This is a genomic window from Leucobacter sp. GX0328 (assembly GCF_053567315.1).
Window position 1 is genome coordinate 1651182 of the sequence record NZ_JBSGPC010000001.1, and the last position, 17982, is coordinate 1669163.

At 68.9% G+C, this 17982-nt stretch carries 16 protein-coding genes and 3 tRNA genes; 13 read left to right on the top strand and 6 right to left on the bottom strand.

From position 1 onward, the window contains the following. Positions 1-14: 14 nt before the first annotated feature. The 3 genes from ACUYTF_RS07430 to ACUYTF_RS07440 all read right to left on the bottom strand — a co-directional run bounded on the left by ACUYTF_RS07430 (position 15) and on the right by ACUYTF_RS07440 (position 2337). The gene (locus ACUYTF_RS07430; RefSeq protein ID WP_434141693.1) at positions 15-908 is read right to left on the bottom strand and encodes a VOC family protein; all 894 of its coding nucleotides are present in this window, start codon (positions 906-908) and stop codon (positions 15-17) included. Positions 909-990: 82 nt separating this feature from the next. Continuing rightward, entirely contained in the window at positions 991-1398 is a 408-nt protein-coding gene (locus tag ACUYTF_RS07435; protein ID WP_434141692.1) for a VOC family protein, read from the bottom strand. A 48-nt stretch (positions 1399-1446) separates the two neighbouring features. Continuing rightward, positions 1447-2337 carry a phosphoribosylaminoimidazolesuccinocarboxamide synthase gene (locus ACUYTF_RS07440; RefSeq protein ID WP_434141691.1) on the bottom strand — a complete coding sequence of 297 codons (891 nt, stop codon included), beginning with the start codon at positions 2335-2337 and terminating at the stop codon, positions 1447-1449. A gap of 138 nt (positions 2338-2475) precedes the next feature. Here ACUYTF_RS07440 and ACUYTF_RS07445 point away from each other — a divergent pair, with 138 nt between their 5' ends. Continuing rightward, complete coding sequence (locus ACUYTF_RS07445; protein WP_434141690.1) at positions 2476-3462, top strand: hypothetical protein; 987 nt, start codon at positions 2476-2478, stop codon at positions 3460-3462. Positions 3463-3549: 87 nt separating this feature from the next. Here ACUYTF_RS07445 and purD read toward each other — a convergent pair whose 3' ends face one another. Then, complete coding sequence (gene purD, locus ACUYTF_RS07450) at positions 3550-4815, bottom strand: phosphoribosylamine--glycine ligase (RefSeq protein ID WP_434141689.1); 1266 nt, start codon at positions 4813-4815, stop codon at positions 3550-3552. Positions 4816-5061: 246 nt separating this feature from the next. On the opposite strand from purD, the gene ACUYTF_RS07455 reads away from it, so the two are divergent. The 3 genes from ACUYTF_RS07455 to tatA all read left to right on the top strand — a co-directional run bounded on the left by ACUYTF_RS07455 (position 5062) and on the right by tatA (position 6466). Then, positions 5062-5457 carry a sterol carrier family protein gene (locus ACUYTF_RS07455; protein WP_434141688.1) on the top strand — a complete coding sequence of 132 codons (396 nt, stop codon included), beginning with the start codon at positions 5062-5064 and terminating at the stop codon, positions 5455-5457. A gap of 119 nt (positions 5458-5576) precedes the next feature. Continuing rightward, on the top strand, positions 5577-6050 hold the full coding sequence (locus tag ACUYTF_RS07460; protein WP_434141687.1) for a hypothetical protein: 474 nt from the start codon (positions 5577-5579) through the stop codon (positions 6048-6050). Between the two features lie 35 nt (positions 6051-6085). After that, a complete protein-coding gene (gene tatA, locus ACUYTF_RS07465) occupies positions 6086-6466 on the top strand; it encodes a twin-arginine translocase TatA/TatE family subunit (RefSeq protein ID WP_434141686.1) in 381 nt (126 codons plus the stop codon). A 268-nt stretch (positions 6467-6734) separates the two neighbouring features. On the opposite strand, the gene purF is transcribed toward tatA, so the two are convergent. Continuing rightward, a complete protein-coding gene (purF, locus tag ACUYTF_RS07470) occupies positions 6735-8195 on the bottom strand; it encodes an amidophosphoribosyltransferase (RefSeq protein WP_434144548.1) in 1461 nt (486 codons plus the stop codon). A 106-nt stretch (positions 8196-8301) separates the two neighbouring features. Here purF and purM point away from each other — a divergent pair, with 106 nt between their 5' ends. From purM to ACUYTF_RS07505, 7 genes are all read left to right on the top strand, one after another. Further along, the gene (purM, locus tag ACUYTF_RS07475) at positions 8302-9411 is read left to right on the top strand and encodes a phosphoribosylformylglycinamidine cyclo-ligase (RefSeq protein ID WP_434144546.1); all 1110 of its coding nucleotides are present in this window, start codon (positions 8302-8304) and stop codon (positions 9409-9411) included. Between the two features lie 218 nt (positions 9412-9629). Further along, a complete protein-coding gene (locus ACUYTF_RS07480) occupies positions 9630-11210 on the top strand; it encodes a M17 family peptidase N-terminal domain-containing protein (protein ID WP_434144545.1) in 1581 nt (526 codons plus the stop codon). After that, on the top strand, positions 11207-12559 hold the full coding sequence (locus ACUYTF_RS07485) for a M18 family aminopeptidase (RefSeq protein ID WP_434144543.1): 1353 nt from the start codon (positions 11207-11209) through the stop codon (positions 12557-12559). The genes ACUYTF_RS07480 and ACUYTF_RS07485 overlap by 4 nt, the downstream gene beginning before the upstream one ends. A gap of 141 nt (positions 12560-12700) precedes the next feature. Beyond that, complete coding sequence (locus ACUYTF_RS07490; protein WP_434144541.1) at positions 12701-12985, top strand: hypothetical protein; 285 nt, start codon at positions 12701-12703, stop codon at positions 12983-12985. 175 nt (positions 12986-13160) lie between these two features. Continuing rightward, positions 13161-13233: transfer RNA gene (locus ACUYTF_RS07495), tRNA-Glu, on the top strand. Between the two features lie 30 nt (positions 13234-13263). Continuing rightward, positions 13264-13337 (top strand) — tRNA-Asp (locus ACUYTF_RS07500). Between the two features lie 63 nt (positions 13338-13400). Further along, positions 13401-13473, top strand: a tRNA-Phe gene (locus ACUYTF_RS07505). A gap of 112 nt (positions 13474-13585) precedes the next feature. Here the strand turns inward: ACUYTF_RS07505 and ACUYTF_RS07510 are convergent. After that, the gene (locus ACUYTF_RS07510) at positions 13586-13978 is read right to left on the bottom strand and encodes a hypothetical protein (protein ID WP_434144539.1); all 393 of its coding nucleotides are present in this window, start codon (positions 13976-13978) and stop codon (positions 13586-13588) included. Between the two features lie 448 nt (positions 13979-14426). Here ACUYTF_RS07510 and ACUYTF_RS07515 point away from each other — a divergent pair, with 448 nt between their 5' ends. Then, the gene (locus ACUYTF_RS07515) at positions 14427-15482 is read left to right on the top strand and encodes a hypothetical protein (protein WP_434144537.1); all 1056 of its coding nucleotides are present in this window, start codon (positions 14427-14429) and stop codon (positions 15480-15482) included. A 342-nt stretch (positions 15483-15824) separates the two neighbouring features. Next, positions 15825-17918, top strand: coding sequence for an acyltransferase family protein (locus ACUYTF_RS07520; protein WP_434144534.1), 2094 nt, complete (start codon positions 15825-15827; stop codon positions 17916-17918). Positions 17919-17982 lie beyond the last annotated feature (64 nt).

Genomic DNA, 17982 nt, shown 5'->3' on the forward strand with positions numbered 1-17982 from the left:
GCCGAATCGGGTGCTCAGATCGCGGCAGCGGCGCGGTCGCTCGCGACGCCGACCTTCACCCGGTTGCGCCACGGGTCGAGCACCGTGATCTCGCGCCCGTCGAACTCGCGGGCGATGCCCCGGTGCGCGAGGCGCTCGTCGAGGGCGCCGAGCGCGTCGGTATCGGGCAGCGCGATCGTCACCTCGCCGAGGCCGAGCGCGGGGGTGCGCGCGCCGGCGCCGCGCGACTCCCACGTATTCATGCCGACGTGGTGATGGTAGCCGCCGGCCGAGACGAAGAGCGCCTGATCGCGGAACGTGGCGGTGACGCCGAAGCCGAGCGCGTCGACGTAGAAGCCGCGCGCCGTGGCGATGTCGCCGACCTTGAGGTGCACGTGGCCGACCACCGCCGGGGTGTCCGCGACGGCGGTCGCGCCGGCGTCGGTGAGGTGCTCGCGCAGGTAGCGGTTCGGGTCGAGGGCCAGCGTTCCCATCGTGATCTCGCCGCCATCGGCGACCGTCCACGTCTCGCGCGGGCGGTCGACGTACAGCTCGACGCCGTTGCCCTCGGGGTCGGCGAAGTAGAACGCCTCGGAGACGACGTGGTCGCTCGCGCCCTGGTAGCGGTCGCCGTAGCCGCGGGCGACGGAGGCGACAGCCGAGGCGAGGTGCTCGGCCGTGTCGAAGAGGAACGCCGTGTGGTAGAGCCCGGCCGCCGCCGCGGGGGCATGCGCGAGCGCGCCGTCCTGATCGAGCACGAGCAGCGGTACGCCGCCCCGGCCGAGCACCGCGCCGCCCCGGCGCTGCGCGAGCACCTGCAGCCCGAGGGCGCCGTGGTAGAAGGCGAGCATGCGGTCGAGGTCGGCGACCGCGAGGGTCACGGCGCCCATGCCGGTCGCATCGGGCAGGAGGTCGTCGAGGTGCTGCATGCTCGGGAGAACGCGCGGGGTCGCACCGCTATTCCTGTCTGTCGCTGAGCTGCCGGGTACCGGCGGCCGTGGCGCGCTCCGATCAGGGGAGCACGTACGCGCCGGTGGGCCCGGGGTTCACCGCGACCTCCCACCGGAAGCCGTCGGGGTCGGCGAAGTAGCCGGAGTAGCCGCCCCATTCGCGGTGCTCGGCCCGGTGCACGGCGGAGCCGAGCGAGGCGGCGAGCTCGAGCACGGCGTCGACCTCGGGCTCCGTCGGCACGTTGTGGGCGAGCGTGATCGGTGCGAGACCGCGCGCCGGCGGCGCCCCGATCTCGGAGGTGAAGCCGTCGATGCTCCACAGCGAGAGCATCAGGTGCTCGCCGACCGGCAGCATGACGACGTCATCCGCCTCGAACATGGGCGCCCAGCCGAGCCCGTCGACGTAGAAGCGGCGGCTGCGGGCGACGTCGTCGACCGCGAGCGTGATGAAGCTGACGCGCTGGTCCATCACCCCAGCATGCGCGCGAACCGCGGGCCGCGCAAGGCGCGCGGCCCGTCAGCCGGCGAGGCGGTCGAAGAGCTCCGCGTAGCGGGCGTAGGTCTGCGCGACGATCTCGTCGGGCAGGCGGGGCGGGGTGCCCTGCTTGTCCCAGTGCGCGGCGAGCCAGTTGCGCACGATCTGCTTGTCGAACGAGGCGAGGCGCTCCGTGCGCGGCAGCGACTCGTCGCCGTAGAGCGCGGCATCCCAGTAGCGGGCGGAGTCGCTCGTCAGCACCTCGTCGGCGAGCACGAGCTCGCCGGTGCGCGGGTCGCGCCCGAATTCGAACTTCGTGTCGGCGAGTACGACGCCGCGGGCCGCCGCGAGATCCCTGGCCTGCGTGAAGATGCGCAGCGAGGCCTCGCGCAGGGCCTCGGCGACCTCGCCGCCCACGATCTCGGCCGAGCGCTCGAAGGTGATGTTCTCGTCGTGCTCGCCGAGCGGCGCCTTGTAGGCCGGCGTGTAGATCGGCGCGTCGAGCAGATCGCCGTCTTCGAGGCCCGCGGGCAGCTCGATGCCGCATACCGCGCCCGTCTCGCGGTACTCGATGAGGCCCGAGCCGGTGATGGCGCCGCGCACCACGCATTCGATCGGGTACATCTCGAGCTTGCGGGTCAGCATCGAGCGGTCGGCGACCTCGGCCGGCACGGCCGGGGCGTCGCTCGCGCCGTCGGCCAGATGATTCGCCAGATCGATGCGCTCGAACCACCAGCGAGACAGCTTCGTCAGCATGGCGCCCTTGCCCGGAATCTCGGGGTCGAGCACGAAATCGAACGCGCTCACCCGGTTCGAGGCGACGACGAGCAGGTAGTCGTCGGAGCCGCTCTCGGGCGCGTACAGGTCGCGCACCTTGCCCGAGTAGATGTGGCGCCAACCGGCGAGCTGAGCGGGAGCAGAATGAGAGGTCACGCGACCATTCTTCCACGGCCTGCCGACATGCTGCGAAGTCGATGCATCTGCACATGGGAGACCGAGTACAGTCATGATGAGGGGGAGCGAGCGTATGTGGTGCTGCTCCGCCGGCCAGTCGAAGGCTGAGGAGATTCTATGATTCCGCTAGGGCCAGTAGTCGCACGCGCACGGGTGCGCGCGCAACGGGCGGTCGTCTGGAAACACTTGGTCGACCCCGCGCTTCGGGAGCGCTGGTGGCCGACTGCCGCACTCGATGCCGTGCTCGGCGGCAGCGTCGGAGACGGCTCCGCAGCGGGCGACGTCGACGTATTCGTCGAGGGGCATGCTCTGGGGTTCCGATGGGCGGCGCTTCCCGTGGCCGCTGCCGATTCCGCAGCGGACGGCACCGACGGCTCGACCGACGGCTCGGCTGACGGGTCGCGCTCCCGGCCGACGGCCGTGCTGTTCACGCTGCGCGCCCAGGGCGTCGACACCGGCGTGACGGTCACCGAGACGGGCTTCGACGCGCTGCCGCAGTCCGCCGAGCGCGCTGCGGCGGCGACCGAGCGCTGGCAGGGGCTGCTCGCCGCGCTCGTCGCGGCCGTCGATGCATTCGAGCCAGGGATCGCCGACGCCGGTTCGCCCGCCGCGGCCGCGGCCGCCGGCGTCGCCGGGGGCGCCGTGGCCACTGCCGGCAGCGCCGAGGTCGAGTCTTCCGGCCCGGAGTCGGATCCGGTCCCGGCTCCGGAGCCGGGATCGGCCGCGGAGACGCGCGGCGGCGCGGACGGCGGAGCCGAATCTGACGCGGGCGGCCAGGAGACCGACTCCGAACCGGAGACCGACGACGCCTCCGCGGACACCGTCGTGATCGAAGTGGCGACGATGCCGGCCGAGCCCGAGGACGCCGAGTCCGCGAGTGCGGAGCCTGCTCGCGCCGAGGCGTCGAATGCGGCGGACGCCGCAGAGCCGGTCGCCGCAGAGGAGGACCCGGACGCCGGCATCGTGCCGCTCGTGCTGCCCGGCCCGCCGGGCGTGCAGCAGAATGCCGACGACGCCGACGAGCTGAACGAGGGGGACGCCGAGGAATCGCTCACGGGCGACCCCGACTTCGACGCCCTCATCCGCGGCGACTCGCTCGAATAGGCCGGCGCCCCGACTCGGAGCCCGCAAACGGCACGGGCCCGCAGAACGCGAAAGTTCTGCGGGCCCGTGCCGTTTGCGGCGGCAGCGTCAGGCGACGCGCGCCGCGATATCGGTGCGGTTCTGCGACCCCTCGAGATCGATCTGCGCGACCGCCTCATAGGCGCGTGCGCGCGCCTGCGAGAAATCGGCCCCGCGCGCGACCACGCCGAGCACGCGCCCGCCCGTCGCGACCCAGCCGCCGTCGGCATCGCGCCGCGTCGCCGCATGCACCAGGTGCACGCCCGGCACCTCGGCCGCGGCCTCGAGCCCCGTGATCTGACGGCCCGTGACCACATCGCCCGGGTAGCCCTCGCTCGCGACGACCACGATCACCGCGGGCTCCTCCGAGAACACGGGAGCGGGCAGCTCGGCCAGCGATCCCTGGGCCGCCGCCAGCAGATACGCGCTGACCGGCGACTCGAGCCGCGCCAGGACCACCTGCGTCTCGGGGTCGCCGAACCGGGCGTTGAACTCGATGACGCGCAGCCCCTTCGACGTGACGATCAGACCGCAGTAGAGCAGCCCCACGAACGGAGTGCCCTCGGCCTCCAACCGGCGCACCGTCGGCAGCGCCACGGTCTCGGCGACCTCCTGCACGAACGCATCGACACCGCCCGGCAGCCACGGCAGCGGCGAATACGCGCCCATGCCGCCCGTGTTCGGGCCCTCATCGCCGTCGAAGATGCGCTTGTAATCCTGCGCCGGCGTCAGCGCCACGACATCGTGCCCGTCGGCGAAGAAGAACAGCGACACCTCCTGGCCGTCGAGGAACTCCTCGACGAGCACATCGCCGTGCGGAGCCCACGTCGCGACATGCTCGAGCGCCGCATCGCGATCCTCGGTCACGAGCACGCCCTTGCCCGCAGCCAGCCCATCGGCCTTCACCACGTACGGCGCCCCGAACTCGTCGAGCACCGCACCCGCATCCGCGGCCGACTCGACCCGCACGGCACGGCCCGTCGGCACCTGCGCCTCATCCATGATGCGCTTCGCGAACGCCTTGGACCCCTCGAGCTGCGCCGCAGCCCGATCCGGACCGAACACCGGCACGCCCGCCGCCCGCAGCGGATCGGCGACCCCCGCGACCAGCGGCGCTTCGGGCCCGATGACGACGAGATCGAACCCGTCGCGCGCGTTCACGAACTCCGCGACCGCGACCGGATCGGTGTAGTCGAGCGCCGGCGTCTCGACGCCGCTCGCCGCGATACCGGCGTTACCGGGAGCGCAGACGATCTCGTGATCGGCGCCCTCTTCGAGGAGCGCGAGGACAATAGCGTGTTCGCGGGCGCCCGGGCCCAGTACGAGAATCTTCACCGTTTCAGGATAGTCGGGGACGCGGCACGGCAGCGGTCCGGAGGCGAGATTCCGTCCGGTAATTGCGTTCTCGAGATGTGCCGCTTCGCTTATTGCACATCTCTCGGCCGCAAATCGGACGGAACCCGCCTCCGGACCGCTGACGTGCCGCTCGCGTCGGTCGGACGGTGCGGGTTCTCGTGCTGGGCGCGGATGCCTGCTGGCGAGGAAGGGGAAGAGGAGCGGGGCGCTCGATAGGGTGGGGGCATGGCGAAGCGGAGGATCCCTGTCGATGCCGGGCGCGAAGCGCTGCAGGCCGTGCTCGCCGTCGGCGCAGAGCATGCGGCGCGCCCCGAGCTCGCGACCGCCGTGCGCTACCTGCTCGAAGAACTCGCCGAGCGCGCGCCGGGCAACACCCTCGAAGTGCGGGTGCCGCCGTTCGGAGCGACCCAGTGCGTCACCGGGCCGCGGCACACCCGCGGCACCCCGCCGAACGTCGTCGAGACCGACCCCGCCACGTGGATCGCGCTCGCCGCAGGGCAGCTCGCCTGGAGCGACGCCCTCGCCGAAGCGCGGGCGACCGCGTCGGGGTCGCGGGCGAGCCTTGACGGCCTGCTGCCCCTCGTGCGCCCCGTGCCGCACCGCCCTGAGACAGCGGGATGAGTTCGGTGCACTATTCGGCGGCGATAGTGCACCAAACCCATCCCGGTGCGTGACGAACCCGCGGCGTGATGTGCGCGGACGCGGCCCGGCACTCAGGTGCGGGCTGAGACAATAGAGGCATGAGCAATTCCGACCCCGCCGCGCGCCCCGAGGGCGCAGCGAGCACCGCAGCCGGCGAGAGCGCCGCAGCCGCGGAGAACCCGACGAACACCCCGACTCCGGCGGTGGATGCCGACACCGTCGAGAGCGCCAGAACCGCCGCGGACGCCGCGGACGCCGCAGACGCCTCGCCGGCCCCGCACGAGCCAGTCATCGTCACGAGCGAGCAGACGGTCGAACTGCAGCGGTCGGTGCGCTACGGCCGCGTGCTCATCGGCGCCGCCGTGCTCGGCGCGCTGATCCTCTCGCTCGCGAGCCTCGTCATGCCGCTCGACCCCGAGAGCGAGTACTCGATGGCGCAGATCGTCGGCTTCATGGCGCTGATCGGCGCGGCCGTCGGCCTGGGTGTCGGCGCGATCCTGTCGGTCGTGCTCACCGCGGTGGCCAAACGGGGGCACGGCTCCGGGGTCGCGATCCAGACTGACGTGCGATAATTAGCCGACTTCGACGAAACTGGAGAGAACTCAGCATGCTGCAAGGCCTCACCGGATGGCACCTCATCGTCATCCTGTTCATCATTCTGCTGTTGTTCGGAGCCCCGAAGCTTCCGGGGCTCGCGAAGAGCCTCGGGCAGTCGATGAAGATTCTGAAGAAGGAAGTGCGTAACGACGAGGACGGCAAGGCCGAGAACTCGGCCGACGCCGACGTCGAGACCGCCGGCACCGCTCCCGCGGCCGCCGCTCCGGCTGCACCGGTCGCTCCGACCGCACCGGCGACTCCGGCGGCTCCGGTCGCCGATGCCGACGCCGAGATCGCACGGGCCCGCGCCGAGGCCGAAGCCGCCAAGGCCGAGCTCGAAGCGCTCAAGCTGCAGGCCCAGGCCGACAAGCGCTCGCAGGCGGGCGAATAGCCTCCCCGAGCAGCCTCGGAAGAGCCTTCCCGGCACCGGCCGGAACGGCAGTGGGCGCCGCACGGAAACGTGCGGCGCCCACTGTCGTTGATCCCTGGAGAGATGCCGGCCCTGTCTGCCCCCGGCCCCGCCTGCCCCCCGGCCCCGCCCGCACGACAAAGGGTCGCGAATTGGGGGTGTCGATCGTGGACGACCCCAATTCGCGACCCATTGTCGCCGTGAGGGAGGTGAAGAGGGCGCGGAGGGGAGGGCGAAAGGAGGGTGAGCGTCAGCTCTCCTGCGTCGCCTCGACCCACGCGAGGTACTCGGCGTCGATGTCGCCGGCGATGTACTCGCCCGTGAAGCAGCTCTGCTCGAGCTCGGTGACGCGGGTCTGCCCCTCGAGAATGGCGCGGTTCATGCCGTCGACGCTCAGGTAGACGAGGTGGTCGGCGCTGATCGCCTCGGCGATCTCGGCCGGAGTGCGGCCGTGCGCGATGAGCTCGCCGGTCGACGGCATGTTGATGCCGTACACGTTCGGGTAGAGCACCGGCGGTGCCGCCGACGCGAAGATGACCGACTTCGCGCCCGCGCTGCGCGCCATCTCGACGATCTCGCGCGAGGTCGTGCCGCGCACGATCGAGTCGTCGACGAGCAGCACGTTCTTGCCCTTGAACTCCGAGCTCATGGCGTTGAGCTTCTGGCGCACGCTCTTCTTGCGCACCGACTGTCCGGGCATGATGAAGGTGCGGCCGACGTAGCGGTTCTTGAAAAAGCCCTCGCGGTAGTTGGCGCCGAGGCGCTGCGCGAGCTGCATCGCGCTGGGGCGGCCCGAATCGGGGATCGGCATAACGACGTCGATGTCGACGCCCTCGAGCTGCTCGGCGATCTCTTCGGCCAGCACGTCTCCGAGGCGCAGGCGGGCCTCGTAGACCGAGATGCCGTCGAGCACCGAGTCGGGGCGGGCGAGGTAGATGTATTCGAACGCGCATGGCGCGAGGCGCGACTGCGCGGCGCACTGGCGCGACTGCATCGTCCCGTCGGGCGAGATGAGGATCGCCTCGCCGGGCTCGACGTCGCGCACGACTTCATAGCCGCCGGATTCGAGCACGAGCGACTCGGAGGCGACGACCCACTCGTCGGAGCCGGTCGCGCCCGTGCGGCGGCCGAGTACGAGAGGACGGATGCCGTTCGGGTCGCGGAAGGCGAGCAGGCCGTAGCCGGCGATGAGCGCGATGGCCGCGTACGACCCCTCGACGCGCTCGTGCACGCGCTCGACGGCGCTGAACACCTGGTCGGCGTCGAGGGTGATGCCGGTGATACCCGCCTGCAGCTCGTTCGCGAGCACGTTCAAGAGCAGCTCGGTGTCGGAGTGCGTGTTGAGGTGGCGGCGGTCGACGTTGTAGAGCTCGGCGGTCAGCTCGCGCGTGTTCGTGAGGTTGCCGTTGTGCACGAGGATGATGCCGTAGGGCGCACCGACGTAGAAGGGCTGCGCCTCCTCCTCGGTGGCCGCCGACCCCTTGGTCGCATAGCGCACGTGGCCCAGCCCGACGTTGCCGAGCAGGCTGCGCATGTCGCGGGTGCGGTACGCCTCGCGCACCTGCCCCTTCGTCTTCACCATGTGGAAGAAGTCGCCGTCGAGCGTGGCGATTCCCGTCGAGTCTTGACCGCGGTGCTGCAGGAGCAACAGGCTGTCGTAGATCTGCTGGTTGACGGGTTCGGATGAGACGATTCCGACGATGCCGCACATGCTGTGTTGTTCGCTCCCTGTGGAATGGGGTGAGCGCCGAACTGGCGTAACGTCTAGTGTCGCATATGCGGCAGGGATCAATCCCCAGGCACGGTACGATGTTGGGGTGACCGAGAACTCGTCGATCTATGCCCAGTCCGGAGTGGATACCGCTGCCGGAGACCTCGCCGTCGAACTGATGAAGTCGGCCGTGACGCGCACGCACGGCCCCGAGGTGCTCGGCGGCGTCGGCGGCTTCGCCGGCATGTTCGACGCTTCGGCGCTGCTGCAGTACCAGCGGCCGCTGCTCGCCTCGTCGACCGACGGCGTCGGCACGAAGGTCGCCATCGCCCAGGCGATGGACAAGCACGACACTATCGGCCAGGATCTCGTGGCGATGGTCGTCGACGACATCGTCGTGGTGGGCGCGAAGCCGCTCGTCATGACCGACTACATCGCCTGCGGCAAGGTCGTGCCGCAGCGCATCGCCGATATCGTGCGCGGCATCGCCGAGGCCTGCGAGGCCACGGGCACCGCGCTCGTCGGCGGCGAGACCGCCGAGCACCCGGGCCTGCTCGGGCCCGACGACTACGACGTCGCGGGCGCCGCGACGGGCGTCGTCGAGGCCGACAAGCTGCTGCAGCCGTCGCTCGTGCAAGACGGCGACGTCGTGCTCGCGATGGGTGCCTCGGGGCTGCACTCGAACGGCTTCTCGCTCGTGCGCCACATCCTCGCCGAGCGCGGGGTGTCGTACACCGATCACGCCGCCGATCTCGGCGCCTCGTACGGCGAGGCGCTGCTCACCCCGACCGCGCTCTACACGACGCCGCTGCTGCGCGTGCTCGAGGACCCGGCGACCGACGGCGCGATCCACTCGCTCAGCCACGTGACCGGCGGCGGCATCGCCGCGAACCTCGCCCGGGTGCTGCCCCAGGGGGCATGGGTCGAGGTCGATCGTTCGAGCTGGTCGCCGCTGCCCGTCTTCCGTCACCTCGCCGACCTCGGCGGGCACTCGCTCGAGTCGCTCGAGGGCGCCTGGAACCTCGGCGTCGGCATGTTCGCCGTCGTCGCGGCAGACCGTGCCCCGCAGGTGGCCGCGGCCCTCACCGCCGAGAAGCTCGACGTGTGGGTCGCCGGCACCGTGTCGATGTCCGCCCGCGATTTCGAGGGCTTCGAGCAGGGCGCGAAGGGCGTCGACGGCGGCGCCGTGCGCCTCGTCGGGGCGTACGCCTCCTAGGGCATTCGGCCAGGGATCCCTGGCCCTGCGGCTGCCAGCGGCCGGCCCCGGGCCCTGCTGCGCGCCGCCCCGCCCGAATTTCGGCCCTCACCCGTATTTCGGATCGATTCGTCGATTCTGCTCCGAAATACGGGTGAGGGCCGAAGTATTGGTGCGCCCGTGCCGAATTCACGAACCGGCCCGACGTGTTGTCGGGGGCCGACGGTAGTGTGGAGCGCATGAGCGTTGTGATTGATCCCGCATTCGATCCTGTCCCTTCTCTGCAGCACTCGCCGCGAGTGAGCGTCTCGGCCGAACCGCCGAGTTCGGCCGCAGCGATCGCGGTATTCGTCGCCGCCGAGGGCGACCTGCCCGCAGCGCTGAGCGACGCGTCGCTCAGCCGTGAGGCGCTCGCCGCGGCCGGCTTCACCGGTGCCAAGAACCAGACCTTCGTGCTGCCCGGAGCGCCGATGCGCGTGCTCGTCGGCACCGGCGCGAACGGCGTCGAGACGGACGCGCAGCTGCGCGACGCCGCGGCTGCCGTGAGCCGCGCCGCGCGCGAGGCCGGCACCATCGGCATCGACCTGCGCGACCTCATCGCCGGCGGTGATAGCGGCGCCGAGGAGTGGGACGCCGATGTGGCCGTGCAGGCCGTCATCGAGGGCGCGGTGCTCGCCCGGTACCGCTACGACGCGCTGAAGAACGACCCGAAGACCGTCGCGCTCGACGAGCTCGAGCTGCAGCTCGGCGAGGGCGAGCACGATGCGGCGGCGTTCGGCGTCGAACGCGCCCTGATTCTCACCCGCACCGCCACGATCGCGCGCGACCTCGCGAACACCCCGCCGCGCCACCTCAGCGCCGTGAAGTTCGCCGAGGTCATCGAGCAGCTCGCGCCCGAGTTCGGGCTCGACGTCGAGGTGTTCGATCACGAGGCGCTGACTGAGCTCGGCACCGGGGGGCTCCTCGGTGTGAACGCCGGCAGCGTCGAAGAGCCGCGCATGATCAAGGTCTCGTACCGCCCCGCCGACCCCGAGGGGCACCTCGCTCTCATCGGCAAGGGCATCATGTACGACTCGGGCGGCATCAGCCTGAAGCCGTCGAACGCGATGCACGCGGCGATGAAGTTCGACATGATGGGCGCGGCCGCCGTCTTCTCGTCGATGACGGCGCTGCGCGACCTCGGTGCGAGCACCGCGGTCACCGGCTGGCTCATGTGCACCGACAACATGCCCTCGGGCAGCGCGACGAAGCTCGGCGACGTGCTCACGATTCGCGGCGGCAAGACCGTCGAAGTGAAGAACACCGACGCCGAGGGCCGCCTCGTCATGGCCGACGGCCTCGTGCTCGCCACCGAGGACGAGTCGGTCGCGGGCCGCCGCCCCGACGCGATCGTCGACATCGCCACCCTCACCGGCGCAGCGATGGCCGCGCTCGGCACCCGCACCGCGGTGATGCTCGCGAACAACGACCGCATCGCCGAGCAGCTGCAGCTCGCAGCCGACGCGACCGATGAGAACATCTGGCGCTTCCCGCTCGATCACCGCTACATGGATCAGCTGAAGTCGAACGTGGCCGATCTGTCGAACATCGGCGGGCAGTACGCGGGGGCGATCCTCGCCGCGCTGTTCCTGAACGAGTTCGTCGACGGTACCCCGTGGGGCCACCTCGACATCGCCGGCACCATGCAGGCCGAGAACGACGACCTGTGGCGCTCGGTCGGGTCGACCGGCTTCGGCGCGCGCCTGCTCGCCGAGTTCGTCGACGGCTTCGAGGCGCCCGAAGCGGCAGACGGCGGCGTGAGCGCCGAGACCGCGGAATGAACGCCGCAGCCTCGCAGGCCGCGTCGCGTCGCTCGCGCCGCAGCCGCTCGCCCCGTGCGCCGCAGAACCTGCTGAAGGAGCGCGACGCCTACATCGACTACCTCTCGAGCTTCATCGCCGACGCGCCGTCGTCGTACCACGCGGTCGCGGCGCTCACGGCGGCGCTCGAGAACGCCGGGTTCGTGCGGCACGACGAGTCGGAGGAGTGGGCGGCCCTCGAAGGCGGCTCGCTCGGCTTCGTCTGCCGCGACGGCGCCCTCATCGCGTGGCGCGCGGGCGCCTCGGTGGGGCCGGCGAGCCCGGTGCGCATCATGGGCAGCCACACCGATTCGCCCGGCTTCGCCGTGAAACCGCAGGCCGATTTCACGGCGCAGGGCTGGAGCCAGGTCGGCGTCGAGATCTACGGCGGGCCGCTGATGACGTCGTGGCTCGACCGCGACCTCGAGTTCGCGGGCCGCATCGTCACCTCGAGCGGCGACGAGCACCTCGTGCGCACGGGGGCCGTCGCACGCATTCCGCAGCTCGCCATCCACCTCGACCGCGAGGCCAATACCGGGCTCGCGCTCGACCGGCAGCGGCAGACGCAGCCCGTCATCGGGGTCGACGGCCCCGATGCGCCGACGCTGCTCGGCCTCTTGGCGGCGGCCGCCGACGTGCAGGCCGCCGACATCGCCGGCATGGACGTGCGTACGCACGACACGCAGCCGCCCGCGCGCATCGGCGCGACGAGCGAGCTCTACGCTTCGCCGCGGCTCGACAACCTCAGCTCGGTCGTCGCGAGCCTCGTGGCGCTGCTCGCGACGGAGCCCGCAGACGGCACCGTCTCGATGCTCGCCGCCTTCGATCACGAAGAGCTCGGCTCGAACAGCCGCTCGGGCGCCTGCGGGCCGTTTCTCGAGGACGTGCTGCGCCGGCTGCGCGCCGGTCTCGGTGCGACCGCCGACGAGGCGGCGCGGGCGATGGCCGACTCGTGGTGCATCTCGGCCGACGCGGGGCATTCGGTGCACCCGAACTACGCCGAGAAGCACGACCCGCACGTGCGGCCGGTCGCCGGCGGCGGGCCCATGCTGAAGATCAACGCGAACCAGCGCTACGCGACCGATGCGCACGGCGCGGCGCTGTGGCAGCGGGCCTGCGATGCGGCCGGGGTCGCCTCGCAGAAGTTCGTGTCGAACAACACGGTGCCCTGCGGGTCGACGATCGGCCCGTTGACCGCGACGCGCATCGGCATCCGCACGGTCGACGCGGGCGTGCCGCTGCTGTCGATGCATTCGGCGCGAGAGCTCGCGCACGTCGACGACCTGCACGGGCTGGCCCGCGTCATGTCGGCGTTCATCGCAGGCGCGTAGGCCGCGCACAGCGCGGACGGCGCGGCGGTGCGCGGCGCGATCCCTGGCGAGGAGTCCTGCAGGATTCCGGTGCGAGGGGTCGCGCGGCACCGCGATTTTCGGGTCCTATCGTCGGCAGACTCATTTCGCTAGTATCGAGCTATGAGTGAGATGCAGCACACGGGAACGGGCAGCGTCGCGCTTTCGACTGAGCGACTCATGCCCAGCATGCAGCGCATCGGAGCGCGTGACATCGAGATCACGTTCCTCGGGCCGAACGCGCAGGGACAACCCACGTGGGTGATGTGGAACGCGAGCGAACCGCACCTCATCGGGCTGCTGTCGCAGGGTCGCATCGGCTACCACTTCGAGCAGCGCACCAGCTCGGGCGTCTTCGTGCACGAGAACATCTCGTTGGCCCGGGTGCAGCGGGCACTCGGCGGCTGACACCGTCGGGCGAGACGTGCCCGCCGGCCGTCGGCCGTACGGGCCCGCCGCCTGCGGTTCCGGGCCCGTTCACGGAGGCGACACGCCAGGGATACCGTGAACTTCGGCCCCGATTTGCACCGCACCGCGAACTCCACGTAGTATTTCATCTCGGTAGCAAGCGGGAAATCGCTTCGGCCCCATCGTTTAGCGGCCTAGGACACCGCCCTTTCACGGCGGCAGCACGGGTTCGAATCCCGTTGGGGTCACTAACTACCGCCCACAACTTAATACATCATGGCCCTGTAGCGCAGTTGGTTAGCGCGCCGCCCTGTCACGGCGGAGGTCGCGGGTTCAAGTCCCGTCAGGGTCGCTGGATGAAGAGCCCTTCTTCGGAAGGGTTTCTTCGTCTCTGGCGATCGACATATGATTGCTCGGCTCTGTAGCTCAGTTGGTAGAGCGTTCGACTGAAAATCGAAAGGTCACCGGATCGATGCCGGTCGGAGCCACGTAACGGCTATTACACCGTTGCTGAACCCCCGCGTAGCTTCTACATCGCGGGGGTTCTTTCATTCTCGCCGGTGGGTTCGAGCGCAGTAGCTCGGGGCGGAACTGGTGCGTTCAGCCGTTCGCGGCGGTCGGCAGCGTGCGGAGCGCGAGGGTCTGGCTCGCTGCGAAGAGCGCAACGCTGGCGGCCACAGCGAGAACGGCGATCGCAGCCGGTACGGTCGCTGCTGCGAGCGCGCACACCGCGACGAGCAGGGCGGCCACGATATTCACGCCCAGCACGAGCCGCAGTGCGGTGCGGAGGCGCAGCTTCGTCGGCATCCAGAGCACGATGCCGGCCCAGAGTACGACGACGACGCCGACGGCGGCGATCAGAGGGAAGGGAAGCGCCACGGCTGCAGAGATAGGTTCCGCACAGATTGCGACTGCGGCGCCCAGGAACGCGCAGTAGATCGCGTCGAGCCGAAGGCTCCACTTGCCGAGCGTGCGCCCGTCGATCTGCTTCATGCCGCCGCAGTCTACCCGCAGCGGGTGGGGTGCGGCTTTGGCGTGGCGGTTCGACTGTCTTCGTCGGCCGGTGAATGGACTTCTGGTGCCGTGCGCAGGCGGGAGCGATCAGCTCGATAGAAGGGATGCCGATGGCGTGCGCGATGGCGTGCAGCGTCGAGACCCCTACAGCTACTCGACCGACTTCGATCTGGATGATCGTCTTTCTGCGTACACTTTGGGCTTCTGCGAGGTCGGCGATCGGCCGGGGCCGTCCCCGCCGCAGCAGGACGATGTGTATACCGAGGGCGCGCATATCGGGGATCGGTGCTGCCCTTCTGCATATCCTTCGCTATTGGTAAATAAAGCACAGGTACTTTAAGGCTCGTTATTTCAGGTATGGTGTGCGAGGAACGTGGTGTTCCTATGCCACTCCGGTACCTGTCAACCCGAGAGAGACGTGAAACTCATGCGCCGACTGACTACCTTCGTTCTGCCCGCCGCATTGTTGGCCGCGACCGTCGGGCTCACTGCCTGCTCGCTGGGTTCGAAGCCCGATACGCCGAGCGGTGTTGCTCAGTCGTATCTCAAAGCGTTGGAAAAGGGCGACATGGAACGAGTGATGGAGTTGACTGCAACAGAATTGCATGGTGATGCCAGTGACGCGGTACAAGTTGACCCGCCCAAGCAGCGCATCTCAGACGTCCAGATCCGTGAGGAGTCTTATACCGACGGGTTCCCGACGGTAGCCGCCACGTACAAGCTCGGTGATAGAGCTCTGAGTACGAAGGTCACTTTGGGTCAGGTGATGATCGACGGAGAGCCGAGCTACGTCGTTACGAATGAGCTGCCGGTAGTGAGGCTGGGCAGCAGCGACTCCGAGGACAGCCAGTACTCGATCAACGGCGAAGAAGTGGAGCCCGGAAGCGCGCTGCTTGTTGTTCCTGGGGTATACGACGTCGAACGGCGCTTCACAACCCAATATCTGGAGGAACCGACGTGCACGGGCATCGCAGCAGTGACACTGGGGGAGAGCGGTGCGATAAGCACAGAGATGAAGTCTGCTGACGACTGCCTGACGGTCGATATCCGAGACCTTGAACCCAGCGGGAAGAAGACTAACGGGGCTCTGAAGGAAATTGAGGCGGCCATTGCGACGCTAACTGAGAAGTGCTCAGGGGCCTGCGACTCGAAAACGTGGGAGCCGGTGGGGCCGGACGGGATGCGCGAAGGCGTCGGGTGGAATTCGGGTGGCGGAAACCGCGGTCCGCTAGTGAGGCTCGCGGCACACGGAGAACAGGGCGTGACTCTGAGCTTCGCCGACAGTGCAGGTGGCGAACTCTGGTTCACGGACTCGCTGTGGAAGACCGAGTACTGCTGGCAGGAATGCACTCTCCCCGAGAGCTGGAGCGTCTCAACTCGGGGTAATGGGGACGACATTCTCGACTTGGAGGACAGCGCACTCATGAGTAACGCGCTGAAAGGCTCTTTCGACGACGGAGAGATCGAGTTCTGGACACGCTAGCTCGGCGCGTACCCATCGATCTGCGCCATACCGCAGCAGTTTCCCTGCAGCGGGTGAGGCCGGGTGCTGGCGCGGCGCTGGTGCTCAGCCTGGCCGCTGGGTCAGCTTGGCCTCAAAGTCTCGATGCACGACAGACGCCATCTCCGGTCTGGGGCAGATGCATGAGACCGCACGCGCATACACGGAGCGGCACCGGGAATGGGTCGACCGGTCATTTGCCCGTGCGTTGAGCGGTTCCCCGCAAGCAGGCATTCAGGTGGAACCGCGTTGAGAAGATCTGTCAATCAATAGAAACAGAGCTGCACATATGTTTCAGCTGTGCCGACTACGAAGGATTTACAGGTGAAGACTGCGCGCCGACGGAAGGACATCCAAGCGCTCCGCGCCATGGCGGTCATGCTGGTCGTACTGAACCATTTCTGGCCGCTTCGAATCAGCGGCGGGTTTGTCGGCGTCGATGTGTTCTTCGTGATCTCCGGGTTTCTCATCACCGCCCATTTGCTCGCTGAACTCCAATCCACGCACCGCATCAGACTGGCGCGCTTCTACCAGCGCCGCGCGAACAGACTGCTCCCAGCAGCGCTACTCGTAACGCTCGTCTCGCTCGGGCTCACCGTGTTCCTGCTTCCCGTACCGAACTGGGCTGCGGGCGCGACAGAAGCACTCACCAGTACGGCGTATGTGCAGAACTGGTGGTTGGCCTCGCAGGCGGTCGACTACTTCGCGCAGCAAAACAGCGCCACCATGTTCCAGCACTACTGGAGCCTCTCCGTTGAAGAGCAGTTCTACCTCTTCTGGCCGCTCCTGCTGCTCGCGCTGTGCGCGCTGACACTCAAACTCAAACAGTCACCGCCGAGCAGAGCGCAACTCACTGCGGTCATCGGTGCCCTCTGGGCCGCATCTCTCGTGTACTGCGTGCTCCAGACTGCGCAGTCGCCTGCAGCGTATTTCAATACCTTCGGGCGGGCCTGGGAGCTCCTCACCGGTGCGTTGATCGCCCTGCACGTGCGATCCCTGGCCCGTGTATTTATGAGGAGCAAGCCGTTGAATCGCGTACTGCAAGCCGTGGCGCAGCTCGCAGGCTACGGGATGATCGCGTATGCAGCGCTGCGTTTCACCGCGGAGACGGCGTTCCCGGGCCCGTGGGCGCTGATGCCCGTGCTCGGAACCGCGCTCGTCATCGCGGCTGGACCGGGCATTGCTCCCCTCAATCCGGGCCGACTCGGTGAGCTGCCGCCGGTGCAATTCATCGGCGACATCTCCTACTCCCTGTACCTCTGGCACTGGCCCCTGCTCATCGTGGCACCCTATGCACTGAAACGGACGGTGACATCGAAGGATCTGGTCATCCTGCTGCTCGTCAGTATCGCGCTCGCCGCTGCAACGAAAGTGTTCGTAGAGGACCGCTTCCGAGACCGGCTCCTCGTTCCGCGCCGCCCGCGAACGACAGGCCTGCTCGTCATTGCCAGCATCACCACGGTCGCACTGCTCGGAGGGTACGTGGGTGTCGTGCATGCTCCGAACTCGCTCGCGGCCATCGAACGTTCGATGGCCGCAGCGCAGAAACACGCTGACCCGAACTGCGTCGGCGCCGCAGCGCTCGACCCCGAGCGAGGATGTGTCGACCCCTTCGGCCCCGCCACTACTCTCGCGGACTGGAGCAGGGACGAGCCGCTCCTTGCGACGCGCCATGAATGCGAGCCGCGGGAAGACCTGGGCCTCTCTCTGGGGCCGATCATCGATTGCGACTTCACTGACGGTGCCGCGGATGCGCGCACCGTGCTGCTCGTCGGCGACTCTCACGCCGCGCATATGGTCGGGGCGCTCCTCCCCGTTGCCCAGCAGGAGAAATGGCGCTTCTTCCACACCTACGCTGCAGGCTGCAGCCCGTTGGACGTCACTGTGACGAAGCTTCGGGGCGGAAGATTCCCTGCGGATGCCGCGGCGCAGTGCGTGACATGGGTGGGTGAGGTAGGCGAACGCGTCACAGCGATGAAACCGGATGTCGTACTCATGGTGAACCACGCCAACAAGGAAGTCGCTGATGGGACAGGGCGTTCCCAGCCCGACCAGCTGAGGGATGCACTGCAACGCGTTACTGAACCCTGGGCAGCTTCTGGCACCCGACTCGTCGTGATCCGCGATGTGCCGGAGGGCGGAGGCACTCTCGGGCCCGATTGCACCCTCAGCTTCGGATCGCGAGACCGCGGCTGCGTCGCGCCGCAGAGTCAGCAACTGCTGCCCGACCATCTTGCAGCCGCGGCGGTGTCGCTTGGAGTGCCGGTGGTAGACCTCAGCGACCGGCTCTGCGACGGTGACATGTGCTCCGGGGTGATCGGCGGGCTGCCGGTGTTCATCGACGGCGATCATCTCGCGCTCCGCTTCGCAGAAACGCTGTCCGTGCCGCTTGCCGAACGCCTGCGATCTGTGATGTGAGCTGTGATCGATGCTGACAGTTCCCCGGGGAGCAGCACTCTCAGGCACTGAGTCTCCTCCTCGC

Excerpts from the sequence above, each read along its gene's own strand:
- ACUYTF_RS07430 (WP_434141693.1), bottom strand. The coding sequence starts at position 908 with ATGCAGCACCTCGACGACCTCCTGCCCGATGCGACCGGCATGGGCGCC.
- ACUYTF_RS07435 (WP_434141692.1), bottom strand. The coding sequence starts at position 1,398 with ATGGACCAGCGCGTCAGCTTCATCACGCTCGCGGTCGACGACGTCGCC.
- ACUYTF_RS07445 (WP_434141690.1), top strand. The coding sequence starts at position 2,476 with ATGATTCCGCTAGGGCCAGTAGTCGCACGCGCACGGGTGCGCGCGCAA.
- ACUYTF_RS07455 (WP_434141688.1), top strand. The coding sequence starts at position 5,062 with ATGGCGAAGCGGAGGATCCCTGTCGATGCCGGGCGCGAAGCGCTGCAG.
- ACUYTF_RS07460 (WP_434141687.1), top strand. The coding sequence starts at position 5,577 with ATGAGCAATTCCGACCCCGCCGCGCGCCCCGAGGGCGCAGCGAGCACC.
- tatA (WP_434141686.1), top strand. The coding sequence starts at position 6,086 with ATGCTGCAAGGCCTCACCGGATGGCACCTCATCGTCATCCTGTTCATC.
- purF (WP_434144548.1), bottom strand. The coding sequence starts at position 8,195 with ATGTGCGGCATCGTCGGAATCGTCTCATCCGAACCCGTCAACCAGCAG.
- ACUYTF_RS07480 (WP_434144545.1), top strand. The coding sequence starts at position 9,630 with ATGAGCGTTGTGATTGATCCCGCATTCGATCCTGTCCCTTCTCTGCAG.
- ACUYTF_RS07485 (WP_434144543.1), top strand. The coding sequence starts at position 11,207 with ATGAACGCCGCAGCCTCGCAGGCCGCGTCGCGTCGCTCGCGCCGCAGC.
- ACUYTF_RS07490 (WP_434144541.1), top strand. The coding sequence starts at position 12,701 with ATGAGTGAGATGCAGCACACGGGAACGGGCAGCGTCGCGCTTTCGACT.
- ACUYTF_RS07510 (WP_434144539.1), bottom strand. The coding sequence starts at position 13,978 with ATGAAGCAGATCGACGGGCGCACGCTCGGCAAGTGGAGCCTTCGGCTC.
- ACUYTF_RS07515 (WP_434144537.1), top strand. The coding sequence starts at position 14,427 with ATGCGCCGACTGACTACCTTCGTTCTGCCCGCCGCATTGTTGGCCGCG.